This is a genomic window from Streptomyces sp. NPDC029041 (genome assembly GCF_040637515.1).
Taxonomy (GTDB): Bacteria; Actinomycetota; Actinomycetes; order Streptomycetales; family Streptomycetaceae; genus Streptomyces.
Genome location: NZ_JBEZWO010000001.1, coordinates 131,103 through 152,741, shown reverse-complemented (window position 1 = coordinate 152,741; position 21,639 = coordinate 131,103). Strand labels below are relative to the sequence as shown.

The 21,639-nt window shown below is 72.8% G+C and carries 18 protein-coding genes and 1 pseudogene; 5 read left to right on the top strand and 14 right to left on the bottom strand.

Translation table 11 applies throughout. The features are described from left to right. Positions 1–20: 20 nt before the first annotated feature. From AB0F04_RS00700 to AB0F04_RS00685, 4 genes are read right to left on the bottom strand one after another with little or no spacing between them, the layout of a single operon-like run. Positions 21–1,529, bottom strand: coding sequence for an asparagine synthetase B family protein (locus AB0F04_RS00700; protein WP_362036233.1), 1,509 nt, complete (start codon positions 1,527–1,529; stop codon positions 21–23). After that, complete coding sequence (locus AB0F04_RS00695; protein ID WP_362036231.1) at positions 1,526–2,734, bottom strand: Moenomycin biosynthesis protein MoeGT1; 1,209 nt, start codon at positions 2,732–2,734, stop codon at positions 1,526–1,528. Before AB0F04_RS00695 ends, AB0F04_RS00700 begins: the two co-directional genes overlap by 4 nt. Next, a complete protein-coding gene (asnB, locus tag AB0F04_RS00690; RefSeq protein WP_362036229.1) occupies positions 2,724–4,664 on the bottom strand; it encodes an asparagine synthase (glutamine-hydrolyzing) in 1,941 nt (646 codons plus the stop codon). The genes AB0F04_RS00695 and asnB overlap by 11 nt, the downstream gene beginning before the upstream one ends. A gap of 16 nt (positions 4,665–4,680) precedes the next feature. Next, positions 4,681–5,703: an NAD-dependent epimerase/dehydratase family protein gene (locus AB0F04_RS00685; RefSeq protein ID WP_362036228.1), complete on the bottom strand. Its 1,023-nt coding sequence runs from the start codon at positions 5,701–5,703 to the stop codon at positions 4,681–4,683. Between the two features lie 348 nt (positions 5,704–6,051). On the opposite strand from AB0F04_RS00685, the gene AB0F04_RS00680 reads away from it, so the two are divergent. Then, the gene (locus AB0F04_RS00680) at positions 6,052–7,791 is read left to right on the top strand and encodes an ABC transporter ATP-binding protein (RefSeq protein WP_362036226.1); all 1,740 of its coding nucleotides are present in this window, start codon (positions 6,052–6,054) and stop codon (positions 7,789–7,791) included. 11 nt (positions 7,792–7,802) lie between these two features. Beyond that, positions 7,803–9,659: an ABC transporter ATP-binding protein gene (locus tag AB0F04_RS00675; protein WP_362036224.1), complete on the top strand. Its 1,857-nt coding sequence runs from the start codon at positions 7,803–7,805 to the stop codon at positions 9,657–9,659. 182 nt (positions 9,660–9,841) lie between these two features. On the opposite strand, the gene hemA is transcribed toward AB0F04_RS00675, so the two are convergent. Next, positions 9,842–11,038 carry a 5-aminolevulinate synthase gene (gene hemA, locus AB0F04_RS00670; protein ID WP_362036222.1) on the bottom strand — a complete coding sequence of 399 codons (1,197 nt, stop codon included), beginning with the start codon at positions 11,036–11,038 and terminating at the stop codon, positions 9,842–9,844. A 202-nt stretch (positions 11,039–11,240) separates the two neighbouring features. On the opposite strand from hemA, the gene AB0F04_RS00665 reads away from it, so the two are divergent. Next, the gene (locus AB0F04_RS00665) at positions 11,241–12,833 is read left to right on the top strand and encodes a long-chain fatty acid--CoA ligase (RefSeq protein WP_362036219.1); all 1,593 of its coding nucleotides are present in this window, start codon (positions 11,241–11,243) and stop codon (positions 12,831–12,833) included. Here AB0F04_RS00665 and AB0F04_RS00660 read toward each other — a convergent pair. Continuing rightward, positions 12,811–12,894: pseudogene (locus tag AB0F04_RS00660) on the bottom strand (IS5/IS1182 family transposase); the annotation flags it as partial. The gene AB0F04_RS00665 and the pseudogene AB0F04_RS00660 overlap by 23 nt on opposite strands. 79 nt (positions 12,895–12,973) lie before the next feature. On the opposite strand from AB0F04_RS00660, the gene AB0F04_RS00655 reads away from it, so the two are divergent. Continuing rightward, the gene (locus tag AB0F04_RS00655) at positions 12,974–13,468 is read left to right on the top strand and encodes a hypothetical protein (RefSeq protein ID WP_362036217.1); all 495 of its coding nucleotides are present in this window, start codon (positions 12,974–12,976) and stop codon (positions 13,466–13,468) included. A gap of 33 nt (positions 13,469–13,501) precedes the next feature. Here AB0F04_RS00655 and AB0F04_RS00650 read toward each other — a convergent pair whose 3' ends face one another. The 5 genes from AB0F04_RS00650 to egtA all read right to left on the bottom strand — a co-directional run bounded on the left by AB0F04_RS00650 (position 13,502) and on the right by egtA (position 18,228). Next, complete coding sequence (locus AB0F04_RS00650) at positions 13,502–13,717, bottom strand: dodecin (RefSeq protein ID WP_053673732.1); 216 nt, start codon at positions 13,715–13,717, stop codon at positions 13,502–13,504. Positions 13,718–13,842: 125 nt separating this feature from the next. Continuing rightward, positions 13,843–14,805, bottom strand: a complete 963-nt coding sequence (egtD, locus tag AB0F04_RS00645) for an L-histidine N(alpha)-methyltransferase (protein ID WP_362036215.1) — start codon at positions 14,803–14,805, stop codon at positions 13,843–13,845. Then, positions 14,802–15,593, bottom strand: a complete 792-nt coding sequence (gene egtC / locus AB0F04_RS00640; RefSeq protein WP_362036213.1) for an ergothioneine biosynthesis protein EgtC — start codon at positions 15,591–15,593, stop codon at positions 14,802–14,804. Before egtC ends, egtD begins: the two co-directional genes overlap by 4 nt. Beyond that, positions 15,593–16,930, bottom strand: coding sequence for an ergothioneine biosynthesis protein EgtB (egtB, locus tag AB0F04_RS00635; protein WP_362036211.1), 1,338 nt, complete (start codon positions 16,928–16,930; stop codon positions 15,593–15,595). The genes egtC and egtB overlap by 1 nt, the downstream gene beginning before the upstream one ends. Continuing rightward, entirely contained in the window at positions 16,927–18,228 is a 1,302-nt protein-coding gene (gene egtA, locus AB0F04_RS00630) for an ergothioneine biosynthesis glutamate--cysteine ligase EgtA (RefSeq protein WP_362036209.1), read from the bottom strand. The genes egtB and egtA overlap by 4 nt, the downstream gene beginning before the upstream one ends. Positions 18,229–18,518: 290 nt before the next feature. Between egtA and AB0F04_RS00625 the strand changes: the two genes are divergently transcribed. Then, positions 18,519–19,364: a TIGR02452 family protein gene (locus AB0F04_RS00625; RefSeq protein WP_362036207.1), complete on the top strand. Its 846-nt coding sequence runs from the start codon at positions 18,519–18,521 to the stop codon at positions 19,362–19,364. Here AB0F04_RS00625 and AB0F04_RS00620 read toward each other — a convergent pair. The 3 genes from AB0F04_RS00620 to AB0F04_RS00610 form a co-directional block, all read right to left on the bottom strand. Further along, a complete protein-coding gene (locus AB0F04_RS00620) occupies positions 19,327–19,773 on the bottom strand; it encodes a type II toxin-antitoxin system PemK/MazF family toxin (protein ID WP_362036204.1) in 447 nt (148 codons plus the stop codon). The two genes, AB0F04_RS00625 and AB0F04_RS00620, sit on opposite strands and share 38 nt — an antisense overlap. A gap of 42 nt (positions 19,774–19,815) precedes the next feature. Beyond that, positions 19,816–21,285, bottom strand: coding sequence for an SPFH domain-containing protein (locus AB0F04_RS00615; protein WP_362037288.1), 1,470 nt, complete (start codon positions 21,283–21,285; stop codon positions 19,816–19,818). A gap of 133 nt (positions 21,286–21,418) precedes the next feature. After that, positions 21,419–21,637, bottom strand: coding sequence for a hypothetical protein (locus tag AB0F04_RS00610; protein ID WP_351641659.1), 219 nt, complete (start codon positions 21,635–21,637; stop codon positions 21,419–21,421). Positions 21,638–21,639: the final 2 nt, after the last annotated feature.

The following is a 21,639-nucleotide window of genomic DNA, read 5'->3' as shown; positions in this document are numbered from 1 at the left end:
GTCGGGGGCGCCGCGCGGCCTCAGGCGGCTCTGCCGGCCGCGAGGGACTCCAGTTGGAGCAGGTAGAGGGCGAGCGGCTGGAGCCGGCTGACCCGCCTCGGCGCTCCCGGGCCGCGGCCGGCGGCCAGCAGCCGTTGCAGGATCCGGTCGGGGCTGCGCCACCAGTCGCGTTCGGCGTACGACGCCTCGGCCAGCAGCCGCAGGAGATACGCCAGCCGGTGCCGGACCAGCGCGGCCCCGTGGCGCTGCGGTACGGCCGAGGCGAAGCCCAGCGCGGCATGCTCCGGGAACGCCTGGTGCAGTGCCTGGTCGTGGAAGGTCCCGTCGATCAGGAAGCGCCGCGGCACCGAGGCGAGATGGTCGACGAGGGCGTGATCGAGGTAGGGGGTGTGGATCACCGCGGTGCTGTCGCCGAGCGCGAAGGGGGCGAGGGCGATGGAACGCCGGGTGCGGTTGTGGAAGAAGAACGAGCCGAGCGGGAGGGCTGCCTCGGCGTGCCGGGCCAGTTCCCGCACCAGTCGGTCGCGGGCGCGCTCCCGGCTCCACAGGACCCGGGTCCGGGGACCGAGCAGGTGCTCGACGTGTGCTCCGGTGCGGCCGGCGGCCAGCAGCCGGTCGGCGAGGGAGGGCAGGTCCGTCACGTCGTAGGGATGCTCACGGATCAGCGCGATGCTCGGGTTCTGCGCCAGCTCGCCGCCGCCGAGGCCGTCGTACCACAGTCCGCTGCGCCGGCGCAGGAAGGCCAGCAGGGGCAGGGTCCAGGCGCCGTCCAGGGTGGCCATGCCCTGGGCCGGGTTCGCCACGCGTTCCGCCCGAAGCTGCGAGCGCGGCGCGGCCACGGTGCGGTGCGGCACACCGAGGCGTCCGGCGAGCACGGCGGCCACACGGGCGTCTGCGCCCGGGTCGGGCGGGAACTTCGCGCCGCTGACGCACAGCCGCGGCGGGGCCCCCTGGCGGCACAGCTCCAGCAGGATGTGCCGTGAGTCCCGGCCGCCGCTCAGCGGCAGGACGTACGGCTCCGTGGGCAGCTGGCGGGTCACGGCGGCGCGGAAGAGATCGACGAAGCCGTCGACGGCCTGCGCCCGGCTGAGGTCGGCGGGGCGCGGCACGGGGGATGCCGCGGAGGTGAGGCGCAGCTCCCCGCGGGTCCAGGTCAGGGTGGCCGCGGGAGGCAGCGCGCGGATCGCCGCGAAGGCGGTGTCCTCGCCGAGGAAGAAGCCCAGTCGCACGAAGACGGCCAGCGCGTCGTGGTCGAGGGCGGCGCGCGCGCCGGGGAACAGCAGGGCGAGCGGGTCGGGGGAAAGGGCCAGCGAGCCGGCGCCGACGCGGTAGTACAGCGGGTGCATGCCGTACCGGTCGTTGCGGGCCAGGAGGCGGTCTCCGTCCCACTCCCAGGCGGCGAAGACTCCCTCGGGCGGCGGGCCATCGGCCAGCGGGTCGCCCCCGAGGGCGTGTCCGAGCCGCGCCTCCTTGTCGCCCTCGGCCCGGACCCCGTCGGGCGTGACGACGAGCCGGACGCGGGGCTTCACCGGGGATCCAGCAGGGGCCGCATGGCATCCCCGATGCGGCGGGCCACCGCCTCCTGGTCGAGCACCGACTCGGCGAAGCCGATCGCGGCCTTCTTGTGCACCTCGATCGCCGACGGACGGGCCAGCCAGTCGTCGACGGTGCGGAAGATCTCCTCGGGCGTGGCACAGGCCCGGCCCAGGTTGTGCTCGTGGATCAGCCCCGGCACCCACTGCTCCATCGGCAGACCCGACTCCAGCATCAGCACGGGAATCCCGAAGTAGGCGGCTTCCAAGGTGGTGTTGGGACCGGCCTTGGAGACGAGCAGCCCGTACGGCGAGCGGGAGGCGCGGTCGATGTAGTCGAAGTACTCGGCCTGGGTGAGCCGGCTGTGGAACCGCCAGTGCGCGAGCCGCTCGGCACCGGCGGCGGCACGCCGGGCCAGCTCGGGGTCGTCGTAGCCGACGAACACCAGGTCGGTCTCCGGGTGCTGGGCGGCGATGTGGTGCACGAGCTCCAGATAGACGTCGCCGCCCCGGTTGCAGAACACGATCAGGCGGGGACGGCCGGACTCGGTGTCCCCGCCCCAGGTACCGGACGCCGGGGCGGCGGACTCGTCGGTCATGAAGTCGCGCAGGTCGTGCTGGGCGACCAGCGGGCCCACCACGCTCACCCGGTCCGGGTCGGCGCCGGCCCGCACCAACTCCTCCTTCGCCCAGGCGAACCCCACCAGTGTCAGGTCGGGGTGCGGGCTGCGGTGCAGCGGCAGTCGGAGCAGCCCCGGGTTGGTGACATGGCTGACCACCCGGGTGGGCAGTCCCGCGAGGCGTACGGCGGCCACGCACAGCCTGGCCACGAAGCCCTTGGTGCCGACCACCACGTCCGGTGCGCCCTCGCGCAGGTGAGCGATGAGCGGAGCGAGTTCGGCGGCATGCGCGGGCGTGGGGTCGGTCTCGAATCCGGTGGGGAATCGTTTCTGGAGGCGGGCCATCAGCCCCATGTACCGCTCGGTGCGGACGGCAGCGGTGGGGCTCTCCAGGGAGATCGTGCGGATCTCGGCCCCGGCCTCGCCGAGCCAGGGCAGGATCGGCTCGGCCTCCAGCAGGGTCACGTCCGCGTCGACGGCGCCGCGCAGCACCCGGGAGAACCGGGTAGCGGCGAGGTAGTTGCCGAACTCCCCCCAGGTCCGAGGGGAGAGCACCTGGATGCGGGGACGGTCAGGGCGCACGGTGGGGCTCCTCGGTCAGGTCGAGGCAGTCGGGGGACGGGGAGTGCACGGGCAGCGCCTGGAACCACATCTGGTAGGTCAGCAGTGCCCACAGTTTGCGTGAGGTGTCGCGCCGGCCGCTGAGATGGTCCTCGGCCAGCGCCCGGACGGCACCGGCGTCGAACAACCCGCCCCGGTCCAGGGCGGACGCCGAGAGCGTGTCCAGCAGCAGCGGCCGCAGCTCGCCGCGCAGCAGGGCCGCCAGCGGGGCGCGGAAGCCGAGCTTGGTGCGCCGCACGATGTCCTCGGGGAGCCAGTCGGCGGCCACCCGGCGCAGCAGGTACTTGCCGGTGAAGCGCCGCAGCTTCAGCGAGGTGGGCAGCGCGTTGCCGTACTCGACCAGGTCCAGGTCGAGGAAGGGCGAGCGCAGCTCGAGGGCGCTGCGCATGCCGCCGCGGTCGGTCTTGGTGAGGATCACGTCCCGCAGGAAGTGGGCCGTCACAGCGAGCTGACTGCGCTGGACACCGGTGAGGTGCGGCTGGCCGTCCAGGAGCCGGGCGACCTCGGTGAAGGGGTCGTGCCCGACCAGGGCCGCGCGGGCCTCTGGCCGCAGCAGGCCCGGCAGTTCGGCCGGGCCGAAGGGAGCCGTGGACAGGTAGAACCGGTGCTCGGGCGCGGCCCGGAGCCCGCGGGCCAGCAGGCTCAGTGCCGCGGCGGCGGGCAGGTTGCCCGACCGCGCGGGCAGCCGGCGCACGAGGGCCCGGCACAGCGCCTCCAGCCGGGGTGCCGGCATCAGCCGCAGCAGGATCTCGATCGCCCGCTCGGCCTGGAAGTACCGGTAGCCCAGCAGGAGTTCGTCGGCGCCGTCCCCGGTGAGCACGCCGCGCACCTGCCTTCGTGCCGTCCGGCAGACGATCCGGGTGGGCAGCAGGGAGGGGTCGGCGAGCGGCTCGTCGGCGCGGGCGTACTCGGACTCCACCACCTCGGCGAGCTCGCGGCCGCCGATGCGGACCTCGTGGTGCTCCGTGCCCAGGTGCCGGGCGACCGTGCGGGCGTGCGCGCTCTCGTCGAAGTCGTGTGCGTCGAAGCCCGCGCTGAACGTCGGGACCGGCCGGTGCGGGGAGAGCTGCTGGGCGACGACGGCCACCGCGCTGGAGTCGAGTCCTCCGCTCAGCAGCACGCCGAGCCGGCGCTCGGTGCTGGTGACCCGGCGGGCGACCGCGGCCCGGAACAGCTCCTCAAAGCGTGCGGCGGCCTCCCGCGGGCTCGGCGGCCGCCCCTCGACGGCCAGTTTCGGCCGCCAGTAATCCACTTCGCGCAGCCGGCCCTCGCGGTACTCCAGACGGCTGCCGGGGCGGACCTTGCGCACACCGGCCACGGCCGAGTCGGGCGCGCAGAACGCCTGGAGCGTCAGATAGCCGGCCAGCGCGCGGACGTCCGGGGTGGAGGGGACGTCGGGATGGCGCAGCAGCGCGGTGAGTTCGGAGGCGAAGGCGATCCCGCCGGGGACGCGCGTGTAGTACAGCGGCTTCTTGCCCATCGGGTCGCGCACCAGCACGGTCGTCGCGGTGCGCGCGTCGTGCAGCACGAAGGCGTACATGCCGCGCAGCCGCTCCAGCACCTTCGGACCGTGTCGCTCGTACAGCTCGACCAGCACCTCGGTGTCACTGCCGGTGCGCAACCGGGCGCCCGTGGCGCGCAGTTCGCGGCGCAGCTCCTCGTGGTTGTAGATCTCGCCGTTGAGGACGAGCGCCGTCGCGCCGCTCGCCGAGACGAACGGCTGTCGCCCCCCGTCCGGGTCGACGAACGTCAGGGCGCAGTGCGCGAAGGTCATGTCCCGGTGGTGGCACCAGCTACTGCCGTCGGGGCCGCGGTGCGCCACCGCGGCCAGCATCCGCTCGGCCGTGGCACGGGAGGCCTCCGAACCCGCGGCCGGGTCACTGAATCCCACGAAGCCGCACATACGGCTACGACCGGTGGGTGGGTGCCATCCCGGCCGAGGAGGCGGTCCCCTGCGGCGGAGCCTGGGCGAGCACCTGCCGCGCCCACTCGATCTGCGTGGTCAGTCCGGTGCGCAGGTCCGTGCGCGCGGTGAAGCCGAGCCGCTGCCGTGCCCGGCCGATGTCGGCCGTGGTGGCCCGTACGTCGCCGACGCGGGCGGGACCGTACCGGGCGTTCGGCGTCCGGCCGGTCAACTCCCCGGTCAGCGCCAGGATCTCGTTGGCCGACACGGCGTGTCCCGTGCCGATGTTCAGCACGCTGCTCCCCTCGTCGAACGTCGTGGAGGCGAGCCGCAGCGCGTGCACGACGTCCGACACATGGACGAAGTCACGGATCTGGGTGCCGTCCCCGTACACCTCGATGGGAGTGTTCTCCAGGGCGGCACGGATGACCCGGCCGATGAACATGTCCGGGCGCTGACCGGGGCCGTAGACCGTGAAGAAGCGCAGGGCGCTCACCGACAAGGTGGCGTCCCGCCGGGCGGCGAAGGCCAGGGCGAGGCGTTCCGCGGCGAGTTTGGTGACGCCGTACGGGGAGAGCGGGTGGGGCACGTCGTCCTCGGACATCGTCCCCTCGGCGCCGCCGTACACGCTGGACGAGGAGGCCATGACCACCTTGGGCACCCCGCGACGGACACAGGCGTCCATGAGGCGTTGGGTGGCCAGCACGTTGCAGTGGAGATACTCCGGGAATTGTGTCCAGGACGGACGGACGCCCGGCAGCGCGGCTAAGTGGAAGACCGCGGAGGCATTTTCCAGACAGGCCGAAAGGTCCGCGGAGACGAGGTCGGCGCGGATGGCGTGCAGGGATCCATGTTTCGAGGTAGGCGCGATTTCGCGGTTGACCCAGGAAGATTTACGGTCGATGCCTACGACGTTTGTCCCGGCGCGCCGCAAGGCCTCGACGAGATGCGATCCGATGAAACCCGCGGCACCGGTGACCACCGCTTTTCCTGTGTCGGCGGCCCCGTCGTACGCGTCACCCGACATTGCGAATCCCCCTTGGTCCGTCGAAATCCGGTCATTCAAGGCGGTGCTCCGTGCTGGTGCTGTCCCCAGGCTTCGGTCGACTGCGCGGCACGAAGATCCAGCCGGTCCGGAGGTGCACGGAAGCCAGAGAATGTGGCCGAGAATGACTGGTACGCAGCGACGGCGTGCAGGGCGAATTAGCCAGAGGACCCGTGGAGTCTAACAGCGCGATGAAACGGCGGCAACGACGCTTCGTCGCGCCACGTTCCGAGAAAAAGCGGCGGCACGTATTCCGCATCTGTATGCGTCATTCCCAACCACGGTGAACCGAATTTATGCTGAGGCCTTCCGCCGCGGGGGAGGGACGCGTTGGCAGGCAGTCCGTTACGGCAGCTCTCCGTTCTGATCCGCTATCTGCGCGGGGAACGACCGTCCGTCCTCCTTCTCGCGCTGCTCGTTCCTCTCGGGGTGGGGCTGCAACTCGTCGCGCCCCAGATGCTGCGCCGCTTCATCGACCACACGCTGACCGGGAGCCCGGCCGATCTCCTGCTGGCCGTCGCCGCCTGGTATCTGACGGCCGCCCTAGGACTGCTCGTGACGACCGTCGCCAGCGACGCCGTGGCGGCCCGGCTCGCCTGGCGCGCCACCAACCGGCTGCGCGCCGACCTGGTGGCCCACTGTCTGCGCCGGTCCTCCCGCTTCTACCAGCGCCACCCGCCCGGCGAACTCCTCGACCGCGTCGACGGCGACGTCACCCGGCTCGCCGCGGTGATGTCCGCGCTGGTGCTGGAGGTGCTGGCCCAACTGCTGCTGGTGGTCGCCATCCTCGCCGCCCTCTTCCAGCTCGACTGGCGACTGGCCCTGGTCTTCGCCCCGTTCGCGGCGGGCACCCTCATGCTGCTGCGCGGGCTCGTGGGCCGTGCCATGCCCTTCGTCGCCGCCCGCCAGGCTTCCTCCGCCGATCTCCTGGGCTTCGTGGAGGAACGTCTCGCCGGGGCCCAGGACCTGAGGGCCAACGGAGCCGCCGCCCACACCCTGGCCGACCTGGAGGCCCGCCAGGACGAGCTGTACCGGCGCGCGCACCGCGCGGCGCGGGTCTCCGTCCGCTGGCCCGCCACCGTCCAGGGCCTGTCCACGGTCAGCGTCGTCCTCGCCCTCGTCGTCAGCGTGTGGCTGCACGGCCGCGGACAGCTCTCCACCGGCACGGCCTTCGCCTGCCTGTCCTACGCCATGCTGCTGCGCCGCCCGTTGCTGGCCGTCACCACCCGCTTCCACGACCTGGAGGAGGCCGCGGTCAGTGTGCGGCGCCTGACCGAACTGCTGCGCCCGGACGAGGACGACGAGGGGGAAACGGCGGTCCCGCGCACCGGGCGGCTGCCCACCGGACCGCTGGGCGCCCGGCTCGAGGGGGTCTTCTTCGGCTACGAGCCGGACGAACCGGTCCTGCGGGACGTATCCTTCCGGCTGCGTCCCGGGGAGCGGCTCGGCATCGTCGGCCGCACCGGAAGCGGCAAGTCCACCGTGGTGCGGCTGCTGTTCGGGCTTCAGCACGCGGCGCGCGGCACCGTCAGTGTCGGCGGCCAGGACGTGGCCGGGCTCGACCCGCGGGCCCTGCGCAGCCGGGTCGCCCTGGTCACCCAGGAGGTGCAGGTCCTGCACGCCACCCTCCGCGACAACCTCACCTTCTTCGACCCCTCGGTCGACGACCACCGGGTGCGCGCCGCGCTGGACGAGGCCGGCCTCACCGACTGGTGCCGGGAGCTGCCCGACGGGCTGGACACCGTGCTGGGCGCCGGAGCGCGTGGGATGTCCGCGGGGCAGGAGCAGCTCCTCGCACTCGCCCGGGTGTTCCTGCGGGACCCGGCCCTGGTCCTGATGGACGAGCCGACGGCCCGCCTCGACCCGCACACCGAACGGCTCCTCATGCCCGCGATGGAACGGCTGCTGGAAGGACGCACCGCCGTCGTGGTCCAGCACCGGCCGCACGCGCTGCGCAACGTGCACCGCATCCTCGTCCTCGACGAGGGCACGGTGGTCGAGCACGGCGAGCAGACCGCACTCGCCGCCGACCCGACCTCCCGCTTCCACGAACTGCTGCGCACCGCATGACGGGACGGGGGGTGACCGACATCGAGACACAGCGGGAGAACCGGACGCGGGACCGTGACCGGGCCGGGGTGCGGGGCACGATCGGGCGGCTTGGGGCGGTGCTGCGGGGTTCGGCCGGCGCCTACTGGACCCTGACCGGGCTGTGGGTGCTGCTGCGGGCCGGGACCCTGGCCGTGGGCCTGCTGTTCCAGCGGCTGTTCGACGAGATCGGCGCCGGTGGCGGGGTCTGGCTGCTCATCGCCTGGGTGGCCGCGATCGAAGGTGCCCGCATATGCCTCCAGTTCGGCGTGATGATCAACCGCCTGGAACCTCGGGTCCAGTACGGCACGACGGCCCGGCTGCGCCGCCGCCTGCTGGGGTCCGCCCTGCACGGCGGCAGCACCGTGGCCCGGACGGCTCCTGGGGAGTCGCTGCGGGTGGTGGGCGAGGACGTCGACGAGACCGGCTTCTTCGTGGCCTGGGCGCCCACCAACCTGGCGCACTGGCTGTTCGTGGCCGCCGCGGTCACCGTCATGATGCGGATCGACGCGCTCGTCACGATCGCGCTGCTCGTGCTGCTGGTCCTGATCACTCTGGTCACCGCCGCGGTCCACGGCCGTTTCCTGCGCTACCGGCGTGCCACCCGCGCCGCGTCGGCCCGGGTCGCGGGCGCCGTGCGGGAGGCGGTCGGCGCCGTGAAGGCGGTGCAGGCGGCGGGCGCCGAGGACCATGTGGCCGCGCACATCGGCCGGTTGAACGCCGCGAGGGCCGAGGCGGCGGTGCGTGAGGAACTCTTCGCGGGCATGCAGCGCACGGTGATCGGCAACGCGGCGCCCCTCGGCATCGGAGTGGTGCTGCTGCTGACGGCGGGCCGGGCGCACGAGGGCTCGTTCAGCGTGGGCGACCTGGCGCTGTTCACCTTCTACCTCCAGATCCTCGCCGAGGCGCTGGCCTCGATCGGGATCCTGTCGGTACGGCTCCAGCGGGTGTCGGTGGCGCTGGACCGGATCGGTGACTTCCTGGGGAGACCCCCGGGGAAGCCCTCGGAGACGCCGGCCCCGCCCCCGGCTTCGGCCCCGGTCGGGAGGCCGAAGCCGATCCGGGCGCACCGACAGGGCTGCGAGCTGCGGGAGTTGACCGTCCGGGGGCTGACCGCGCGGCACCCCGGCACGGAGCACGGCGTCGAGGACGTGGACCTCACCGTCGTACGCGGCTCGGTCACCGTGGTCACCGGAGAGGTCGGCGCGGGCAAGTCGACGCTGATCCAGGGCGTTCTGGGACTGCTGCCGCACGAGCGGGGCACCGTGCTGTGGAACGGGGAGCCGATCGCCGACCCCGCGTCCTTCCTGGTGCCCCCGCGCTGCGGCTACACCCCCCAGGACCCGCGCCTGTTCAGCGGGACGCTGCGGGACAACATCCTGCTGGGCCTGCCCGACGAGGACGGCACGGTCCTCCGGGACGCCATGCACACCGCTGTCCTCGCGCCCGACGTGGCGGCCATGCGGGACGGCGTCGACACCGTGGTGGGTCCCCGGGGCCTCAGGCTTTCCGGCGGCCAGCTCCAGCGGACGGCGATCGCCCGGATGCTGGCCCGGCGCCCCGAACTGCTGGTCCTGGACGACGTTTCCAGCGCCCTGGACCCCACCACCGAGCAGCTCCTGTGGAGCAGGCTTCTCGACAGCCCCGTCACCGTCCTTGCCGTCTCCCACCGGCCCACGCTGCTGCGTGCCGCGGCCCGCGTGGTAGTCCTCAGGGACGGACGCGTGGAGGCGACGGGGACGTGGGAGGAGGTACTGGCCGAGTCCGACGAGATGCGCCACCTCGTCGCGGGGCCCGGCCGCCCGGACGGCCACGACCACCCGGACGGCCCCGGCCCGGCCCTGGACTAGGGCCTGCCCGCCGGACCGCACCGTGGCCCGGGGGCACGCCCCGGATCTCCGCCGCCGCTCGGACACCGTGGCTCGCACGCGCCCCGACCTGCCGGACAGACGTCGGCCGACCCCGACTCTCGGGCCCGGTCTTCGCCCCGACTCCGGCACTGGCCCCGGCCCCGCCCCGGAGCCCGGCGCGCTCACCCCCGTGCCGCGCCCACTTCCGTCCAGATCCCGTCCAGCGCGTCGACGAACCGGCGAATGTCGGCGGCCTCGTGCACGGCGGAGGGCGCGACACGGAGGATCTCCTCACCCTTCGGGACGCTGGGCGCGTTGATGGCTTGGACGTAGGCGCCGTGCCGCTCCAGCAGCAGTGCGGACATCCGCTTGCACAGCCGGTCCTCCCCGACGAGGACCGACACGATGTGGGTCTCATCGGACAGGAAGGGAATACTCCGCTCGCGCAACAGGCCATGCGTCAGCGCCGCGTTGGCCGCCAGCCGGTCCCGCTCGCTCCGGGAGGACCGCAGATGCCGTACGGCGGCCAGCGCGCCGGCCGCGACGGCGGGCGGCAGTGCCGTGGTGAAGATGAAGGACCGGGCGAAGGCCCGCACCGCGTCCATCAGCACGGCGGGCCCGGTGACGTAGCCGCCCGTCATGCCGAAGCCCTTGGCCAGCGTCCCCATGACCATGGTGAAGTCGGAGGCGATGCCCTCCCGGGCTGCGATACCGGCACCCTCCGGGCCGTACATCCCGACCGCGTGCACCTCGTCCAGGAACGTCACCGCCCCGTACCGCTTGGCGAGGTCGGCGATCTCCGCGAGTGGCGCGATGTCGCCGCGCATCGAGTGCACGGATTCCGTCACGACGAGTTTCGGCCGCTGTGGATCGACCTGGGAGAGCAGTTCCTCCAGATGCGCGCAGTCGTTGTGCCGGTAGATGAACTTCTCGGCCCCGCTGTGCCGCAAACCGTCGATGATCGACGCGTGGTTCAACTGGTCGGAGAACACGGCACAGTCGTCGATGCGTCCGGCGAGCACCGAGAGCGCGCCCTCGTTGGCAGAATAACCGGAGGTGAACAACACCGCGTCGGGTTTTCCGTGCAGCGCCGCGAGTTCGGCCTCCAACGCGACGTGATAGTGGTTGGTCCCGCCGATGTTGCGCGAACCTCCGGAACCGGCACCGCATTCATCGACCGCCCGCTTCATCGCGTCCAGGACGTCCGGATGCTGCCCCATACCTAAGTAGTCGTTGCTGCACCAGGTCAAGATCTCGCCATGGTGTGCGGTATCGGCTGCCGGGAAGCGGCCCGCGATGCGGCCGAGTTCCAGGAACTCCCTTTTCCGCTCGGCTGTTTCCTGAGCAAGGCCTGCGAAGAAATCCATGTACTCGGACATGTCTCATGCTCGCTCTCCGTCGCTTTCCCTTCGACGCGCCTCATCGTAGGATGCGCCGCGAGCCCTGCACAGTGCGCGTTTCCCCATTCGGCATGATCGCACGAAGCGGAGTATCGATGACCGAATGTGAAACATCCGTAGCCGGGATTCACGGCTTCATTTCCGGCCGTACCGGAACCCGCGGAACACCCGGACGCGGCCGATGAGGGGCGGCGCCACCCTCTCGGCGGTCTCCGTCCTCGCCGACACCGCGATCCGCTGCCCCGAGCGCACGGCCCTGGTGTCCAGCCACGAGCGCATCTCCTACGACGCCCTGTGGCTGGCCGCGCGCCGCTGCGCGACGGTGCTGCGCGAGCGGGGCGTCGGCCCCGGCGACCGGATCGCGCTGCTGTTGCCCAACACCCCGGCCTTCCCCACGACCTACTTCGGGGTCCTCGCGCTCGGCGCGACCGTCGTCCCGGTGAACGCGCTGCTGAAGGCCGAGGAGATCGCCTACATCCTCCGGCACTCGGGGGCCCGTCTCGTGCTGTGCGCGGGATCGCTCCTGCGCGAGGGGGAGCCGGCGGCGCGGCGCGCCGAGGTGCCACTGATGACGGTCGAGGCGGAGGCCGGTGACACCGGCCGGCCGGCGCTCGACGTACTCGCGGCCGACGCCGCCCCTCTCGGCACCCCGGTGCCCCGCGCCCCGGACGACATCGCGCTGATCCTCTACACGTCCGGCACCACCGGGCGCCCCAAGGGCGTCCTGCTCAGCCATCTCAACCTGGTGCTGAACATCGACACCACGGCCCTCTCGCCCTTCGCGATGCGGGCCGACGACGTCCTGCTGGGCTGCCTGCCCCTCTTCCACACCTTCGGACAGGTCTGCGGCATGGGGACGTGCTTCCGGGTCGGGGCCACGCTCGTCCTGACCCCCCGTTTCGCCCCGGACGAGGCGCTCGACCTGATGGTCCGCGAGCGCTGCACGGTCTTCATGGGCGTCCCGACGATGTATCTGGCGCTGCTGGAGGCCGCGGCCCGAGCCCCCCGCCGCCCGCCGCTGGCCCGCGCCTACTCCGGCGGCTCGGCGCTGCCGGTGCGGGTGCTCCAGGACATCGAGGCCACCTTCGGATGTCCGGTCTACGAGGGCTACGGCCTGACCGAGGCCTCCCCCTGCGTCGCCTACAACCAGCCCGCCTGGCCCCGGCGGCCGGGCACCGTGGGCCGGCCCATCCGGGGCGTGGAGGCGGAGATCGCCCGGGCCGGGACCGAGGACCGGATCGCGCTGCTCCCGCCGGGCGAGGTCGGCGAGATCGTGGTCCGCGGACACAACGTCATGACCGGCTACCTCGACGACCCCGAGGCCACCGCGGCCGTCCTCGTCGACGGCTGGCTGCGCACCGGTGACCTCGGCGTGAAGGACGCCGAGGGCATTCTGACACTCGTCGACCGCAAGAAGGACATGATCGTGCGGGGCGGGTACAACGTGTACCCGCGCGAGGTCGAGGACGTCCTCTCGCGCCACCGGTCCGTGGCCCGGGTCGCGGTCGTCGGCGTCCCGGACGCCCGCTACGGCCAGGAGGTCTGCGCGGTGGTCGTGCCCCGCCCCGCCGCCGTGCCGGACGCGGCCCTGGCGGAGGAAATCGTCGACTGGGCACGCCGGCACATGGCCGCCTACAAGTACCCGCGCCGCGTGGAATTCGCCGCCACGCTGCCCCTCGGCCCGAGCGGAAAGGTCCTCAAACGGGAACTCGCGGCCGTGCTGGGACCGGGCGGGGCGGAACAGGCTTTTCTCAGCGCTGACGCTCCAGAGTGAGGACGGCGGCAGCGATCGACGAGCGGCGGTTCGGGCTGCAGCGGGCTCGGCGGAAGATCCGGGAGCTCGGTTGACCGTCCGCTGTGTGGGAGTGAGCTGCTGTCTGAAAAACGAACCAACGCTCACTTAGGCTGGGCGGCGTGAGCGACGACCGCAGCAAGGCCCCGCTGGCCGTGTTCGACCTGGACAACACCCTCGCCGACGCCACGCACCGGCAGGGGTTCCTGGAGCGCAGGCCGAAGGACTGGGACGGCTTCTTCGCGGCGGCGCCGCAGGATCCGCCCGTCCCGGAGGGCATCGCGCTGGTCCGGGAGCACGCGCGGGAGTGCGAGATCCTCTACCTCACCGGGCGGCCCGAACGCTGCCGGCGCGACACGCTCGACTGGCTCGCCGCCCAGGGGCTGCCCGACGGGCGGGTGTACATGCGGCGGGACGCCGACCGCCGGCCCGCGCGGTTCACCAAGCTGGAGATCCTGCGGCGACTGGCCCGCACCCGTGAGGTCCGCGTCCTCGTCGACGACGACGAACTGGTCTGCGCCGACGCCCGGCGCGCGGGCTTCACCGTCGTCCGGGCCGACTGGGTGACCCGGTCCGCCGAGATGAAGGCGGCTCAGGAGCGCGAGGGGCGCACCTGACCGTGCCTGCGGAAAGGGGCCAGCGTCCCCGGCCTATTCGGACTCGTCCAGCCGGAAACCCACCTTCAGCCCCACCTGCCAGTGCGCGATCCGCCCGTCCTCGAGCTGGCCGCGCACCTGCGTCACCTCGAACCAGTCCAGGTTGCGCAGCGTCTGTGAGGCCCGGTCGATGCCGTTGCGGATGGCCTGGTCGACGCCGTCCGGTGAGGTGCCGACGATCTCCGTGACCCGGTAGGTGTGGTTCGACATCCGCTGCTCCTCTTCCAGTGACGGTCCCGGGACGGGAATGTCACGCGTCATTCCACCGTGCCCCAGGCGGCGGCGATGCGCGAGACGTCGTCTCCCGCCGTCGCCGCCTCCCGGGCCTCACGGGGTCAGCGCGCCACGCTCAGCGACAGCGCGAACCGGCCCGGCCCGTCGGTCCACCAGTGCGTCAGCTCCAGACCGGCCGCCGACAGTTCCGCGCGCACGCCCTCCTGCCGGAACTTCGCCGACACCTCGGTCCGCATCTCCTCCCCGGCCGCGAAGTCGACCGCGAGGTCGAGTGCCGGCACCTTCACCGTCTGTGCCGTACGGGAGCGCAGCCGCATCTCGATCCACTCGTGCCCGGCGTCCCACAGGGCCACGTGGTCGAACGCGGCGGGCTCGAAGTCGCCGCCCAGCTCGCGGTTGATCACGGACAGGACGTTCTTGTTGAACGCGGCCGTCACCCCGGCCGCGTCGTCGTACGCCCGGACCAGCACCTCCTCGTCCTTGACCAGGTCCGTGCCCAGCAGCAGGGCGTCGCCGGGGGCGAGCAGGGCGCGTACGGACGACAGGAACGCGGCGCGTTCGGCGGGCAGCAGGTTGCCGATCGTGCCGCCGAGGAACGCCACCAGCCGGGGCCTCGGCGTGTCCGGCAGGGTCAGTTCCGCGGTGAAGTCGGCGATCAGCGCATGGACGTCCAGGCCCGGCCGTTCGTCGGCGAGCGCCTGACCGGCCTGGGCGAGGGCACTCTCGCTGACGTCGACCGGGACGTAGGTGCGCAGGTCCGTGAGGGCGTCGAGCAGGTGGCGGGTCTTCTCCGAGGAGCCGGAGCCGAGTTCGACCAGGGTGCGCGCCCGGGTGGCCGCGGCGATGTCGCCGGAGCGCGCGAGGAGGATCTCCCGCTCCGCGCGCGTGGGGTAGTACTCCGGCAGTTCCGTGATCTTCTCGAACAGGTCGCTGCCGTGGGCGTCGTAGAACCACTTCGGCGGGAGCGACTTGGGGCGGCCGGTCAGACCCCGGTGGACATCGGCGCGCAGCGCGGCGTCCGTGGCGTCCTCGGGCAGGGTGCGGGTCAGACGGAACGGGCTCACGTACGGGGCTCCTTCGCGGGTGCGGGCACGGCGGCGTCGGCCGGCTCCTTCAGCGGCGTGAGCAGCACGTCTGTGCGGCTCGCCACGAGCAGGGTGCGGTCGGGGACCTCCTGCCAGTGCGGATCGTCGTCGTAGGGCTCGGAGGCCACGACGGTGCCGCCGCCGGGCCGGGTGAGGTACCAGAGGGTGTCGCCCCAGGCGGTCGCGGTGATCGTGGCGCCGTTGGTGAGCAAGAGGTTGAGCCGGGAACCGGGCGCCGCGGCGGCGACCTCCAGGACCGTGTCCGCCATCGCCTGGCCCTCCTCGTCGCCGCCGCGCAGCCGGGCCAGCACCAGCGCCCACACGAGCGCCGAGTCGTTGCGGGCCTCCAGGGACAGCAGGTCCTCGTGCGGCAGCGTCCGGGAGACGGCGGCCAGCGAGCCGGGCCAGCCCTTCACCGCCCCGTTGTGGCTGAACAGCCAGCTCCCCGCGGCGAACGGGGCCGCCGCGGCCTCCGCGTCCGCGCCCGACAGGGTCGCGTCCCGCACCGCGGCGAGCAGCCCCGTGGACCGTACGACCCGGGCGAGATCGGCGAAGGAGAGGTCCGCCCAGACCGGCCCCGCCCGGCGGTAGCGGGCCGGTACCGGGTCGCCCTCGGCGTACCAGCCCACGCCGAAACCGTCGGCGTTGACCGTCCCGTACTTCTGGTGCCGGGGCGCCCACGACTGCCGGTACAGCCCGTGCGGGGGCTCCACCAGGAGCCGCCCCAGCGCCTGTGGTGGTCCCACGTACGCCACATGACGGCACATCAGACGTCCTCCGACCGGGCCGTGCGGAACCCGGAGAAGATCTGCCGCCGGATCGGGTAGTCCCAGTTGCGGAAGGTGCCCCGGCAGGCCACCGCGTCCACGGCGAACGAACCGCCGCGCAGCACCTTGTACTCGGGCCCGAAGAAGACCTCCGAGTACTCCTTGTACGGGAACGGCCTGAACCCCGGGTACGGCAGGAAGTCGCTCGCCGTCCATTCCCACACGTCGCCGATCAGCTGCCGCACGCCGAGCGGCGACTCACCCGCCGGGTAGCTTCCGGCGGGCGCCGGACGCAGGTGCCGCTGGCCGAGGTTGGCGTGCTCGGGCCCCGGATCGGTGTCACCCCAGGGGTAGCGCATCGAGCGGTCGGCGGCCGGGTCGTGCCGGGCGGCCTTCTCCCACTCGGCCTCGGTGGGCAGCCGGCGTCCCGCCCAGCGGGCGTAGGCGTCGGCCTCGTACCAGGACACGTGCACCACCGGCTCGTCGGCCGGTACGACCTCGGTGACACCGAACCGGCGCCGGAGGAACTGCTTCCCGTCGCGCCGCCAGAACAGCGGCGCGTGAATCCCGTACTCGCGGATGTGCGCCCAGCCCTCGGCCGACCACCACCGCCGGTTGTCGTAGCCGCCGTCCTCGATGAACGCCTGGAAGGCGCCGTTGGTCACCGGAGTGGTGTCGATGTGGAAGGGTGCCACCTCGCGCCGGTGCGCGGGGCGCTCGTTGTCCAGCGCCCACGGCTCGCCGGAGGTTCCCATCGTGAACGGGCCGCCGGGCACGAGGACTTCGGAGGGGCCGGTGAACAGCGGCGCCGGATCCGGGTCGGGTGCCGTCAGGGCCGGGGGGCCGGTGCGCAGCTGATGGGTGATCAGCATGGTCTCGTCGTGCTGCTGTTCGTGCTGCGCGATCATCCCGAAGGCGAACCCGGCCTCGGTCAGCCGCGTCCCGTGGAACGCGGCCTTCTCCAGCACGTCCAGTGCCCGGCCCCGCACGTCGGCCGCGTAGGAGCGGGCCTCGGCCGGTGAGAGCAGGGGCAGCTTCGGCCGCTCGGCGCGGGGGTGCTCGAAGGCGTCGTAGAGGCCGTCGATCTCGGGGCGTATCGCCTCGTGCCCGGCGACGGCCCGCAGCAGCCACTGCTCCTCCTGGTTGCCGATGTGCGCGAGGTCCCACACCAGCGGCGACATCAGCGGCGAGTGCTGCGCGGTCAGGTCGGGATCCTCCACGCAGCTCGTCAGCAGGGTGGTGCGGTCGCGGGCGACGACGAGGGAGGCCACCGCCCGCTCACGGAGCACCTCGGGGTCGGCGGCCTGGGCGTCGACAGCGGATTCGGTGTCGGTCATGGGCGCGAGTCCTTCCCGTGGGCGCGACCGTCCGCGCCGCGCTGTCGGTCGAGCAGGTCGTCGGCGGGGCAGCGGCCCAGGACGACGTAGCGGTCCAGATAGGCCGTGACGGCCTCGACGACCTCGGGGCCGGCGCCGAGCCGGGGCAGGGCGTCCAGCGCCGTCGTGAAGCACGTGACGGCCACCTCGCGCAGTTCCGTGTCGGCCAGGCCGCCGCGGGCCGCGTCGAGCCACAGCGGGTTGTGCGGCGCGGGCAGCCCCAGGGTCCGCTCGGTCAGCGGCTTCACGGCCCGGTAGGCGGTCTCGGCGGCCTCCGGGTCGTCGAACAGCGCCGCCGTCACGGCCAGCGGCACGATCCAGCCGTCGTCCCCGGGCTGTGCGTCGATCATGCGCAGTTCGAGATGGCCGCGCGGCCTGACCGGCGGGAACAGCGTCGTGACGTGATAGTCGAGATCCTCCCGGGTGGGCGGCCGGGGCGCGCCGGTGCGGATCCAGTCCCGGAAGGTGAGCCCCTCGGGAACGTCCCAGGGCCCGCCGTCCCGCCGTACGCACATCACGGGGGAGTCCAGTACGTGCTCGGTCCAGGCGCCGCGCGGGTCGGTGTCCAGCCGGGGGCCGCCCGCCCGGCCGGCGCCGATCCGGGTCCACATCAGCTGCCGGGTGGACAGCCAGCCGGTCGGCCGGTTGCCGGCGAGCGGGGAGTTGGCGAACGCGGCCACCAGGACCGCGCCCAGATGGTGGGCCAGCCACCAGCGCCGCACGAGGCCGAGCGGCCCGGGCTCCTCGTGGCCGGCGTCCAGGCACACCTGCACGGAGGCGGAGGCGCACATCATGGCGCGGCCGGCCGGGCCCGTGCGGTCCAGGCACGCCTCCATGGCGTCGTAGCGCGGTTCGCGCAGGAACCGGCGGGGTTCGTGCCAGGGGTCGTGGCCGAGGCCGGCGAGGGCGAGGCCGTCGTCGCGCAGTACCGCGCGAACGGCGTCGAGGTCGGCGGAGACGTCGGCGATGACTTCCGTCAGCGAGGCGGCGGGGAGCGAGCTCAGCTCCAGCTGGCCGCCGGGTTCCACGGTGAGTGCCGACTTCAGCGGAACGGTACGCAGTGCGGCGTAGGCCGCTTCGAGCCGTTCGGGTGTGACGGGGAGCTGCGGTGCGCGCAGCTCGTGGACGAGCCATTCCACCTCGACACCGAGGCGGCGCGGGGGGCCGGTCTTGAAACAGATGCCGCGGACGAGGGCCTCGACCTCGGCTTCGGACAACGACGTGCGTGGCCGGGTACAGCCACTTACCGAATCGGACATGTCGGGATCCTCCTGAGATTCCACCATGCCACCGGTCCGGGCTCTTCGGCGGCCCGGGCCGGGATCACCGTCCCACCCAAGACGTTCATGTCGCTCGGCACAAGGGGGCGAAGCGGGGCGTTCCCAGGCGGTCACGCGGCCGGGCCCGGCGTTTCCAGGGACTTTCCCCGGCGTTCTCCCTGGGCGAAAACTCCGTTGCAGCGGGGATCGGACATCACGCACGATGCCTGCGTGAGCACGACAAGGCGAGCCGCGCGGGGCGCGCTCACGGCGCGTACGGGGGTCGCGCCGTGAGCGCGCGTCTGCGCGGTATCGCGCGGGAGACCGAGCAGATCGTCGCGGCCGGGTCCTACCGCGCGCCGGGCGGTCGCGAGATCTCGATCGCCGAGGAACTGCGGGCGGCGCGCGAGGGGACCCGCCTCTACGGGCCGGATCCGGTGCCTCTACCCGCCGATCGGGTGACGGGCGGGCGGACGACTCTGATCGAGGTCACGGGCGAGAGCAGCCTGGCGGCGGCCCGCCGCCTGGGCGGCCATGTGGCCGTGCTGAACTTCGCCTCCGCCCGGAACCCCGGCGGCGGCTACCTGAACGGCGCCCAGGCCCAGGAGGAGGCCCTGTGCCGGGCCTCCGCGCTGTACTCGTGCCTCCTGCAGGCCCGCGCTTTCTACGACCACCACCGGGCCCACCGCGACCCGTTCTACACGGACCGTGTCATCCACTCACCGGCCGTGCCCGTCTTCCGCGACGACCGGGGCGGCCTGCTGCCCGAGCCGTACACCGCGGGCTTCCTGACCTCGCCCGCGCCCAACGCGGGCGTGGTGCTCCGCACGGCGCCCGAACGGGCCCACGAGCTGCCGCGGGTGCTTGCGGTCCGGGCGGAACGCGTCCTGGAGACGGCCGCCGCCCACGGTTACCGCGCACTCGTCCTCGGTGCCTGGGGCTGCGGCGTGTTCCGCAACGACCCCGCCCGGGTGGCGGCGGCCTTCCGGGCCCTGCTGGGGCCGGGCGGCCGGTTCGCCGGGGCCTTCGAACACGTGACGTTCGGGATCCTGGACCGGACACGGGACCGTGCCGTACTGGGCGCCTTCGAGCGAGCGTTCAGCTCCAGCCGTAGCGCTCCTGCAGCCGGCGTCTGACCAGGTTGAATCGCATGCGGTCCAGGGCGCAGGCCTCCCGGCGCATGCCGTCCTCGTGCAGGCGCAGCACCCGGTCCACGTCGACCCACGAGTCCCGGCCCGTACGGTCCCACGGCCCGCTGCCGATCGGCACCCACTCCCGGTCGCCGTCGTGCCGCTTGCTGGACAACCGCACGGCGAGGAACGTGCCGCCCGGCTCGCGCGCCACCACCAGCACCGGGCGGTCCTTGCCGCGCCCGTCGTTCTCCTCGTAGGGGACCCACGTCCACACGATCTCCCCGGGATCCGGGTCGCCGTCGTGGGCGGGGGAGTACTCCGTGCGGACCCGGCCCACCTCGCGGGGGTCGGCCTGGACGGTGGCGGAGGGGCCGTGACGGCCTGGGGCGTTCTCGTCGGCAAACGTGCTCACGGGGGCACCTTAGAGGCCACCCCCGCGAGTACGGCGCCCGGGTCATTTGTCGTCCATCGGCACCTTCTGGGCGTGCCCGTCGAGGGCGGAGGCGTCCTGCGGCGCCTGCCCGCCCCGGTCCATCGACGCGAGCAGCTGACGGGCCAGGCCCAGCCCGGTGCCGCCCATGGTGAGCGCCTTGGCGAACAGGTCCGCCATGCCGTCGGCGCCGTTCAGCAGCACCATGTTGTCGACGTTGCCGAACACGGACGCGCCTGCCCGCACGATCTCCGGCCAGTTCTCTGCGAGTTGCTGGGCGACGACGGCCTCCTGGTTCTCCGCCAGGGCGGCCGCGCGGGCCTTGATGGCCTCCGCCTCCGCGAGGCCCTTCGCCCGGGCCGCCTCCGCCTCGGCGAGGCCCCTGGCCCGGGCGGCCGCCGCCTCCGCCTCACCGGTGGCCCGGGTCGCCTGCGCCGCCGCCTCGCCCCGCGCCTTGGTCGCCTCCGCGTCGGCGCCGGCGGCCGTCTTGACCCGGGTGGCCTCGGCGGCGGCCGCCAGTTCCGTCTCCTTCGCCTGCGCCTGGGCCGAGGAGATGCGCGCGTCGCGGTCGGCCTCGGCCAGGGTGCGCGTCTCATAGGCAGCCGCGTCGGCGGGTTTGCGGACGTCCGCCTGGAGTTGCTGCTCGCGCCGGTGCGCCTCCAGCTCCGCGACCCGCGTCTCCTGGACGACGACCTCCTGCCGGGCCCCGGCCTCGGCGAGCGGTCCGGCCTGCCGGGCCTTGGCGGCCGCCTTGTCGCGCTCGGCCTGGTAACCGGCCTGGAGGATCTCACTGTCCCGGGTGGCCTCCGCCATCCGGGCGAACGACTGCTGCTCGGCCTCGGTGGCCAGCCGGTTCGCCTCCGCCTGCGCGATGCGCGCGTCGCGCTGAACGGCCGCCGCGTGCGGCATGGCGAGGTTCTGGATGTATCCGGTCGGGTCCTCGATCTCGTGGATCTGCAGCGAGTCCACGATCAGGCCCAGCTTCTCCATCTCGGTACCGCACGCGGCCCGCGTCTGCCCGGTGAGCTTCTCCCGGTCGCGGATCATGTCCTCGACCGTCAACCCGCCCACGATGGACCGCAGATGACCGGCAAACACGTTGTGCACCCGCTCCGACATCAGCTTCTGCTGGTCGAGGAACCGGCGGGCCGCGTTCGCGATCGACACGAAGTCGTCACCCACCTTGAAGATGACCACGCCCCGCACCTTCAGCGGAATGCCCTGGTGGGTCACGCAGTCCACCTGCAACTCGGTCTCGTTCAGGTCGAGCGAGAGCTTGCGCACCGCCTGCACGCCGGGCAGCACGAGCGTGCCGCGCCCGGTGACGATGCGGAACCCCATGCCCTCCTCGAGGCCCTCCGTGCGGTGCTTGGACCCCGAGATGATCAGCGCCTCGTTGGGTTCGGCGACCCGCCACATGAGCTTGAACAGACCGATCAGAACGAGGACGGCGGCAACCGCCACCCCCGCAACGACGCCGACGACCATCGGCATTCGCCCCCTCTGCATGGTGCCCTCTCGGCACCGAACGAAGGGGAGTGTGCTCCTCGGCGGAGCGCGGGTACAGCCACCGGCGCATCCTTGGCACAAGCTTGACGCGTACGGCTCTACCTGCGTCGCAGGGGGCTCAACTGTCGTACGCCGCCGTGACGTAGACGGTCCTCGGGGGCAGGTACTCGACCACCATCACAACCGTGCCCGTCTCGATGCGGTCCCTCGCGGAGGCCGGATGGGCGAGGAAGTGCTCGGCGCCGCCGCGCACCCGGACGATCACCTCGCCGACCAGCCCGGGCCCGATCGTCCCGGTGACCCGCCCCATGAGCCCGACCATCGACGCGTCCGCCATGA

Excerpts from the sequence above, each read along its gene's own strand:
- AB0F04_RS00685 (WP_362036228.1), bottom strand. The coding sequence starts at position 5,703 with ATGTCGGGTGACGCGTACGACGGGGCCGCCGACACAGGAAAAGCGGTG.
- hemA (WP_362036222.1), bottom strand. The coding sequence starts at position 11,038 with ATGTCCGAGTACATGGATTTCTTCGCAGGCCTTGCTCAGGAAACAGCC.
- AB0F04_RS00665 (WP_362036219.1), top strand. The coding sequence starts at position 11,241 with ATGAGGGGCGGCGCCACCCTCTCGGCGGTCTCCGTCCTCGCCGACACC.
- AB0F04_RS00650 (WP_053673732.1), bottom strand. The coding sequence starts at position 13,717 with ATGTCGAACCACACCTACCGGGTCACGGAGATCGTCGGCACCTCACCG.
- egtC (WP_362036213.1), bottom strand. The coding sequence starts at position 15,593 with ATGTGCCGTCATGTGGCGTACGTGGGACCACCACAGGCGCTGGGGCGG.
- egtB (WP_362036211.1), bottom strand. The coding sequence starts at position 16,930 with ATGACCGACACCGAATCCGCTGTCGACGCCCAGGCCGCCGACCCCGAG.
- egtA (WP_362036209.1), bottom strand. The coding sequence starts at position 18,228 with ATGTCCGATTCGGTAAGTGGCTGTACCCGGCCACGCACGTCGTTGTCC.
- AB0F04_RS00615 (WP_362037288.1), bottom strand. The coding sequence starts at position 21,285 with ATGCCGATGGTCGTCGGCGTCGTTGCGGGGGTGGCGGTTGCCGCCGTC.
- AB0F04_RS00610 (WP_351641659.1), bottom strand. The coding sequence starts at position 21,637 with ATGGCGGACGCGTCGATGGTCGGGCTCATGGGGCGGGTCACCGGGACG.